We start from the raw sequence: 7,227 nt of genomic DNA on the forward strand, positions 1-7,227 counted from the left end.
AATACAGCTATGTACATTACACGATTGTAATGAATTTGTTTCTTAAGGTGTGCTAGATTCATTTCATTGTAAGTGGATGAACCAGTAATTTAATTTAAATCGGTTCTCGAATTCTGTCAGTAACCATACTTTAAATAAGGGAATGCGCATGCTGTTGAAAACGTCTCGACGAACTTTCCTGAAGGGGTTAACCCTCTCTGGCGTAGCCGGAAGTCTTGGCGTATGGAGTTTCAATGCGCGTTCCAGTCTGAGCCTGCCAGTTGCCGCATCCCTGCAGGGTACTCAGTTTGACCTGACCATTGGTGAAACGGCCGTCAATATCACGGGCAGTGAGCGTCAGGCCAAAACAATCAATGGAGGCCTGCCGGGGCCCGTTCTTCGCTGGAAAGAAGGTGACACCATTACCCTGAAGGTCAAAAACCGTCTTAATGAACAGACGTCCATTCACTGGCACGGCATTATTCTTCCGGCCAATATGGATGGTGTTCCGGGGCTGAGTTTTATGGGCATAGAGCCTGATGATACCTACGTTTACACCTTTAAGGTTAAGCAGAACGGGACTTACTGGTACCACAGCCATTCCGGTCTGCAGGAACAGGAGGGGGTATACGGTGCCATTATCATCGATGCCAGGGAGCCAGAACCGTTTGCTTACGATCGTGAGCATGTGGTCATGTTGTCTGACTGGACCGATGAAAATCCTCACAGCCTGCTGAAAAAATTAAAAAAACAGTCGGATTACTACAATTTCAATAAACCAACCGTTGGCTCTTTTTTCCGCGACGTGAATACCAGGGGGCTGTCAGCCACCATTGCCGATCGGAAAATGTGGGCTGAAATGAAAATGAATCCGACTGACCTCGCGGATGTCAGTGGCTACACCTACACCTATCTCATGAACGGGCAGGCCCCGCTGAAAAACTGGACCGGACTGTTCCGTCCCGGTGAAAAGATACGCTTACGGTTTATCAACGGCTCGGCAATGACCTATTTCGATATCCGTATCCCCGGGCTGAAAATGACGGTCGTGGCTGCAGATGGCCAGTATGTAAACCCGGTTACCGTTGACGAATTCAGGATTGCCGTTGCCGAAACCTATGATGTCATTGTGGAGCCTCAGGGTGAGGCCTATACCATCTTCGCACAATCCATGGACAGGACCGGTTACGCTCGAGGGACACTGGCCACGAGAGAGGGGTTAAGTGCTGCCGTTCCCCCCCTCGATCCCCGTTCTCTGTTGACCATGGAAGATATGGGTATGGGGGGAATGGGACATGATATGGCAGGAATGGACCACAGCCAGATGGGAGGCATGGATAACAGCGGAGAGATGATGTCTATGGACGGTGCTGACCTTCCGGATAGCGGGACATCCTCCGCGCCCATGGATCACAGCAGCATGGCCGGTATGGATCATTCCCGGATGGCCGGAATGCCGGGTATGCAAAGTCATCCTGCGTCAGAAACGGATAACCCACTGGTTGATATGCAGGCGATGAGCGTCTCTCCGAAATTAAATGATCCGGGTATTGGTCTTCGAAATAACGGAAGAAAGGTTCTCACGTACGCGGATTTGAAAAGCCGCTTTGAGGATCCTGACGGACGTGAACCTGGCCGTACCATAGAACTGCATTTAACCGGCCACATGGAAAAGTTTGCCTGGTCATTTAACGGAATCAAGTTTTCAGATGCCGCACCGGTGCTGCTGAAATACGGTGAGCGGCTCAGGATCACGCTGATCAACGATACCATGATGACTCACCCCATTCACCTGCATGGTATGTGGAGCGATCTGGAAGATGAAAACGGTAATTTCATGGTTCGTAAACACACAATAGATGTTCCCCCTGGTACAAAACGCAGTTACAGAGTGACAGCAGATGCGCTTGGCCGCTGGGCGTATCACTGCCATTTGCTCTATCACATGGAAATGGGAATGTTTCGTGAAGTCCGGGTGGAGGAATGATGCGAATGAAGAGAAATTTGAAGGCCATACCTGTTCTGGTCGCCGGTTTCTTTACCTCACAGCTTTCTATTGCGGCGGGCTCCGTCTCTGCAGATCCCCACGCCGGGCACGACATGTCTGCCATGCAGATGCCAGCAGATGAGAATTTCACTGAGATGACGTCAATGGAGCCCATTGTAACTGAGAGCAGAACGCCAATTCCGCCTGTTACCGATGCCGACCGGAAGGCTGCATTCGGCAATTTACAGGGGCATGCGATTCACGACAGTGCGATTAATTATCTGGTTCTGCTGGATCAACTGGAATGGCAACGGTCGGATAACACCAACAATTTCAGCTGGAGTGTTAACAGCTGGATTGGAGGCGACACAGATCGGATTTGGCTAAAGAGTGAAGGTGAACGAAGCAATGGGGAAACGGAGGCGGCTGAAGCGCAGTTACTCTGGGGACATGCGGTTGGCCCATGGTGGGATTTGGTTGCGGGTGTCAGGCAGGATTTCAGACCTGCTTCTGCCCGGACCTGGGCTGCTGTCGGTTTTCAGGGGCTGGCACTCTATAATTTTGAGTCTGAAATTACGGGTTTTGTCAGTAATGGCGGAAAAGCAGCCCTTCGTCTGGGAGGAGAATACGACGTTTTACTGACTAACCGGCTCATACTCCAGCCATCCTATGAGGTGAATTTCTACAGTCAGGATGATGAATCGCGGGGTCGCGGCAGGGGACTGACTGACACAGAGCTGGGGCTCCGGCTGCGCTATGAAATACGCCGTGAGTTTGCACCCTATATAGGCGTTTCCTGGAATCAACTTTACGGGAAAACATCCGATATGGCGAAAAGAGAAGGTGAGAAAGACCATCAGGTAGTATTCCTGGCGGGAGCCAGAATCTGGTTTTAACGCACTGATATAAAACACTCAACTAAACAGGTAAATAAAATGTCGATTTTAAATAAAGCCATTCTTACAGGTGGCCTCGTTATGGGCGTTGCTTTCTCTGCTATGGCCCATCCGGAATTAAAAAGCTCTGTGCCACAGGCAGATTCAGCCGTAGCGGCCCCGGAAAAGATTCAGCTTAATTTCTCGGAAAATCTGACCGTGAAATTCTCAGGTGCAAAATTAACGATGACGGGTATGAAAGGCATGTCATCACATTCTCCGATGCCGGTCGCGGCAAAAGTGGCGCCAGGCGCTGACCCTAAATCGATGGTCATTATTCCGCGAGAGCCTTTACCCGCTGGCACTTATCGTGTTGACTGGCGCGCGGTTTCTTCAGATACGCACCCTATTACCGGTAATTACACCTTTACAGTGAAGTAATATTATGAACGACCTGATTATGATTGTTATTCGTTTTCTTCTTTATCTGGATTTGATGGTAATATTTGGATTGCCATTTTTTCAGATATATGGAATAAGCGGTGTCAGACATGAAACCTATAACCTGACTAATTTCAGGTCGTTTATAACCTTTGCTGTTGTTACAGGCATCATTCTTACTGGCATTAATATGCTCCTGGTATCTAATGCCATGAGTGGAGTAACTGACCTCAGAGAATTATCCATCCATGTTATCGAGATGGTGATAGAAGAAACTGATGTGGGTATTAGCTGGATTGTCAGGCTCTGTGCCCTGTTTACCACACTCGGTGCTTTGTTCCTTTACACTAATAAGAGAGTATTGTCCTGCCTGCTGATGACGATGAGTGGGGGCGTGGCGCTGGCTACACTTGCCTGGGGAGGACACGCCGTTATGCATGACGGTCTGCATTACTATCTCCATTTACTGAGCGATCTGACCCATCTCGGCGCTGCAGGTGCCTGGACAGGTGCTCTGGTTGCATTTGCTATCCTGCTGATGCGCAGAAACGAGCATAATGCACAGAGCGTCATTGTGATATCTGACTCCCTGGCAAAATTTGCCACGGCAGGAACGGTGATTGTTGTAGCCCTGATCCTGAGTGCGCTGGTCAACTATCTGTATATTGCTGAGGGTAACTTAACTCCCTTATTCAACAGTTCCTGGGGGAGGATATTGCTTGCCAAGACGGCTCTGTTTGTTCTGATGCTTCTTCTGGCTGCAGCAAACCGGTTTCACCTGGGTCCCCGGCTTGAAGTTATGGTCAGGGAAGGGAATTATGATCGCAGCGTTGCCCTGATGCGAAACAGCATCCTGACAGAATTCGTTGTTGCGATTATCATTCTGGGCGCCGTAGCGTGGCTCGGAATGCTTGCTCCGTCTCAGGTCAGCTAGGGGACAGCCAAAGCTCATGCGTGAGATTTTTACTTTCATATCAGCGAGTTGACCATGCAGCGTATTTTAATCGTTGAAGACGAACAAAAAACAGGTCGTTACCTGCAGCAGGGACTGGTTGAGGAAGGCTATCAGGCCGATCTCTTTAATAATGGCCGCGATGGTCTCGGGGCCGCGTCGAAGGGACAGTATGATTTGATAATACTGGACGTGATGCTGCCTTTCCTCGACGGGTGGCAAATCATCAGCGCACTGAGGGAGTCCGGGCACGAAGAACCGGTCCTGTTTTTAACCGCAAAGGACAACGTGCGGGACAAAGTGAAAGGACTGGAGCTTGGCGCAGATGACTACCTGATTAAGCCCTTTGATTTTACGGAGCTGGTTGCACGTGTAAGAACCCTGCTGCGCCGGGCACGCTCGCAGGCCGCAACAGTCTGCACCATCGCCGATATGACCGTTGATATGGTGCGCCGGACCGTGATCCGTTCGGGGAAGAAGATCCATCTCACCGGTAAAGAATACGTTCTGCTTGAGTTGCTGCTGCAACGCACCGGAGAAGTGTTACCCAGGAGTCTTATCTCGTCCCTGGTCTGGAACATGAATTTTGACAGTGATACGAATGTGATTGATGTTGCCGTGAGACGTCTGAGAAGTAAAATTGATGATGACTTTGAGCCAAAACTGATCCATACCGTTCGCGGTGCCGGATATGTCCTGGAGATCAGAGAAGAGTGAGGTTCAAAATTTCCCTGACCACACGCCTGAGCCTGATTTTTTCTGCGGTGATGCTTACGGTATGGTGGTTATTAAGTTTTATCCTGATTAGCACCCTTAATGGCTATTTCGATAATCAGGACCGCGATTTTCTGACAGGTAAACTTCAGCTCACCGAAGAGTTTCTTAAAACAGAGACGTTCCGGAACAAAACGGATATTAAGTCATTATCAGAAAAAATAAACGATGCGATGGTAGGGCACAATGGTTTATTCATTTCTATAAAAAACATGGAAAATGAAAAAATTGTTGAACTCTATGCCAAAAATTCTGTTGTTCCAGCGGTCCTGCTTAATAAGTCGGGTGATATTCTCGACTATATGATCCAGACGGAAGAAAATAACACCGTGTACCGCAGTATCTCGCGGCGGGTTGCCGTGACGCCGGAACAGGGTAAAAGCAAACATGTCATCATTACGGTTGCCACGGATACTGGGTATCACACCCTGTTTATGGACAAACTCAGTACCTGGCTGTTCTGGTTCAATATCGGTCTGGTCTTTATTTCTGTTTTTCTGGGCTGGCTGACCACACGTATTGGTCTGAAACCGTTACGGGAAATGACCAGTCTGGCTTCCTCCATGACTGTACACAGCCTGGATCAGCGTCTAAATCCCGATCTGGCTCCGCCGGAAATCTCTGAGACCATGCAGGAGTTCAATAATATGTTTGATCGCCTGGAGGGGGCATTCCGGAAACTGTCAGATTTCTCGTCTGACATCGCGCATGAGCTGCGCACACCAGTCAGTAATCTGATGATGCAGACGCAGTTTGCACTGGCTAAGGAAAGGGATGTTTCGCATTACCGCGAAATTTTATTCGCTAACCTGGAAGAACTGAAAAGGTTGTCACGAATGACCAGTGACATGCTTTTTCTGGCACGTTCAGAGCATGGTCTGCTGCGGCTGGATAAACATGATGTGGATCTGGCAGCCGAACTGAATGAATTACGTGAGTTGTTCGAGCCCCTGGCAGACGAAACAGGAAAGACAATCACGGTTGAAGGAGAGGGCGTTGTTACCGGAGACAGCGATATGCTCCGACGTGCTTTCAGTAACCTGCTTTCCAATGCAATCAAGTATTCTCCCGATAACACCTGTACAGCGATACACCTTGAGCGTGACAGTGACTGTGTGAACGTGATGATTACGAATACGATGTCCGGCCAGGTTCCCGCTAATCTGGAACGTTTGTTTGACCGGTTCTATCGCGCAGACTCATCAAGGTTCTACAACACGGAAGGCGCGGGGCTGGGATTATCAATTACAAGGTCGATCATTCATGCTCACGGCGGCGAGCTGTCAGCAGAACAGCAGGGGCGGGAAATTGTGTTCAGTGTGCGTCTGTTAATGGATTAATACCGTTATTCAGGAGAAACCCGGAAGGTGACAAAAATGTCATCGTTCAGTCACGCGATAAACAGAGTCGGTTTTTTATAATCAGCCATAAATCAGGACAGCGTGATAATTCAATCGCCCGGTTCCTGGCGTGATGATCAACCAGCCCTGAGATCAAATGCTTTCTCTGTTATAAGCATTGATTGTTCGGGTATGAAAACACCGGAGACCCAACCATGAAAAAGATCCTTGTATCCTTTATTGCCATGATGGCTGTCGCTTCATCTGCCTGGGCTGCAGAGACAATGAACATGCATGACCAGGTAAATAATGCCCAGGCGCCTGCCCATCAGATGCAATCATCCGCTGAAAAAAGTGCAGTTCAGGGGGAGAGCATGAAAATGATGGATATGAGCGGTCACGATCAGGCCGCAATGTCCCATGAAATGATGCAAAACGGCAATTCTGCTGCCCATCAGGACATGGCTGAAATGCATAAAAAAATGATGAAATCCAAGCCAGCAGCTTCTAACGAAACAGCAAAATCATTTTCCGAAATGAACGAGCATGAGAAAGCCGCTGTTATGCATGAGAAGGCGAATAATGGTCAATCTTCCGTTATTCATCAGCAGCAGGCTGAAAAGCATCGCAGCCAGATCACCCAGAATTAACCCGCAGCTCCACTTGTTAGACCCTCATTTGACGCCGAAGTCACTGGCTTATGCTCCCGTCCGGGAGCGTTTTTTTCCCATTGGACTGCCCCCACGACCGTAGCCACAGATATTCAGGTTTACTTCTGCGATCCTCAATCTCCCTGGCAACGCGGCTCAAATGAAAATACAAACAGATTACTCAGACAGTATTTTCCAAAAGGAACTGACGGTAATGACTCCAACTTAT

7 protein-coding genes and 1 pseudogene are annotated in these 7,227 nt (G+C 48.9%); all 8 read left to right on the top strand.

The genetic code is table 11. The annotated features are described in order from the left end of the window. The first annotated feature begins 148 nt into the window (after positions 1-148). Positions 149-1,966: a multicopper oxidase PcoA gene (pcoA, locus tag LZ634_RS15065; RefSeq protein WP_049002685.1), complete on the top strand. Its 1,818-nt coding sequence runs from the start codon at positions 149-151 to the stop codon at positions 1,964-1,966. Positions 1,967-1,971: 5 nt separating this feature from the next. Further along, a complete protein-coding gene (pcoB, locus tag LZ634_RS15070; RefSeq protein ID WP_171861965.1) occupies positions 1,972-2,862 on the top strand; it encodes a copper resistance outer membrane transporter PcoB in 891 nt (296 codons plus the stop codon). Between the two features lie 39 nt (positions 2,863-2,901). After that, positions 2,902-3,282: a copper resistance system metallochaperone PcoC gene (pcoC, locus tag LZ634_RS15075; protein WP_000025662.1), complete on the top strand. Its 381-nt coding sequence runs from the start codon at positions 2,902-2,904 to the stop codon at positions 3,280-3,282. A 55-nt stretch (positions 3,283-3,337) separates the two neighbouring features. Further along, entirely contained in the window at positions 3,338-4,216 is an 879-nt protein-coding gene (gene pcoD / locus LZ634_RS15080; protein ID WP_229692861.1) for a copper resistance inner membrane protein PcoD, read from the top strand. Between the two features lie 54 nt (positions 4,217-4,270). Next, a complete protein-coding gene (gene pcoR / locus LZ634_RS15085; protein ID WP_001188930.1) occupies positions 4,271-4,951 on the top strand; it encodes a copper response regulator transcription factor PcoR in 681 nt (226 codons plus the stop codon). After that, positions 4,948-6,348 carry a copper resistance membrane spanning protein PcoS gene (pcoS, locus tag LZ634_RS15090; protein ID WP_234506736.1) on the top strand — a complete coding sequence of 467 codons (1,401 nt, stop codon included), beginning with the start codon at positions 4,948-4,950 and terminating at the stop codon, positions 6,346-6,348. The genes pcoR and pcoS overlap by 4 nt, the downstream gene beginning before the upstream one ends. A gap of 215 nt (positions 6,349-6,563) precedes the next feature. After that, positions 6,564-6,998, top strand: a complete 435-nt coding sequence (gene pcoE / locus LZ634_RS15095) for a copper resistance system metallochaperone PcoE (protein ID WP_038633679.1) — start codon at positions 6,564-6,566, stop codon at positions 6,996-6,998. Positions 6,999-7,094: 96 nt separating this feature from the next. Continuing rightward, positions 7,095-7,227, top strand: a pseudogene (locus LZ634_RS15100) (transposase); the annotation flags it as partial.

The organism is Kluyvera intermedia (assembly GCF_021440345.1).
Lineage (GTDB): Bacteria > Pseudomonadota > Gammaproteobacteria > Enterobacterales > Enterobacteriaceae > Kluyvera > Kluyvera intermedia_A.

What these genes read in the sequence shown, in the direction of transcription:
- pcoA (WP_049002685.1), top strand. Translation starts at nt 149, where the DNA reads ATGCTGTTGAAAACGTCTCGACGAACTTTCCTGAAGGGGTTAACCCTC.
- pcoB (WP_171861965.1), top strand. Translation starts at nt 1,972, where the DNA reads ATGAAGAGAAATTTGAAGGCCATACCTGTTCTGGTCGCCGGTTTCTTT.
- pcoC (WP_000025662.1), top strand. Translation starts at nt 2,902, where the DNA reads ATGTCGATTTTAAATAAAGCCATTCTTACAGGTGGCCTCGTTATGGGC.
- pcoD (WP_229692861.1), top strand. Translation starts at nt 3,338, where the DNA reads ATGGTAATATTTGGATTGCCATTTTTTCAGATATATGGAATAAGCGGT.
- pcoR (WP_001188930.1), top strand. Translation starts at nt 4,271, where the DNA reads ATGCAGCGTATTTTAATCGTTGAAGACGAACAAAAAACAGGTCGTTAC.
- pcoE (WP_038633679.1), top strand. Translation starts at nt 6,564, where the DNA reads ATGAAAAAGATCCTTGTATCCTTTATTGCCATGATGGCTGTCGCTTCA.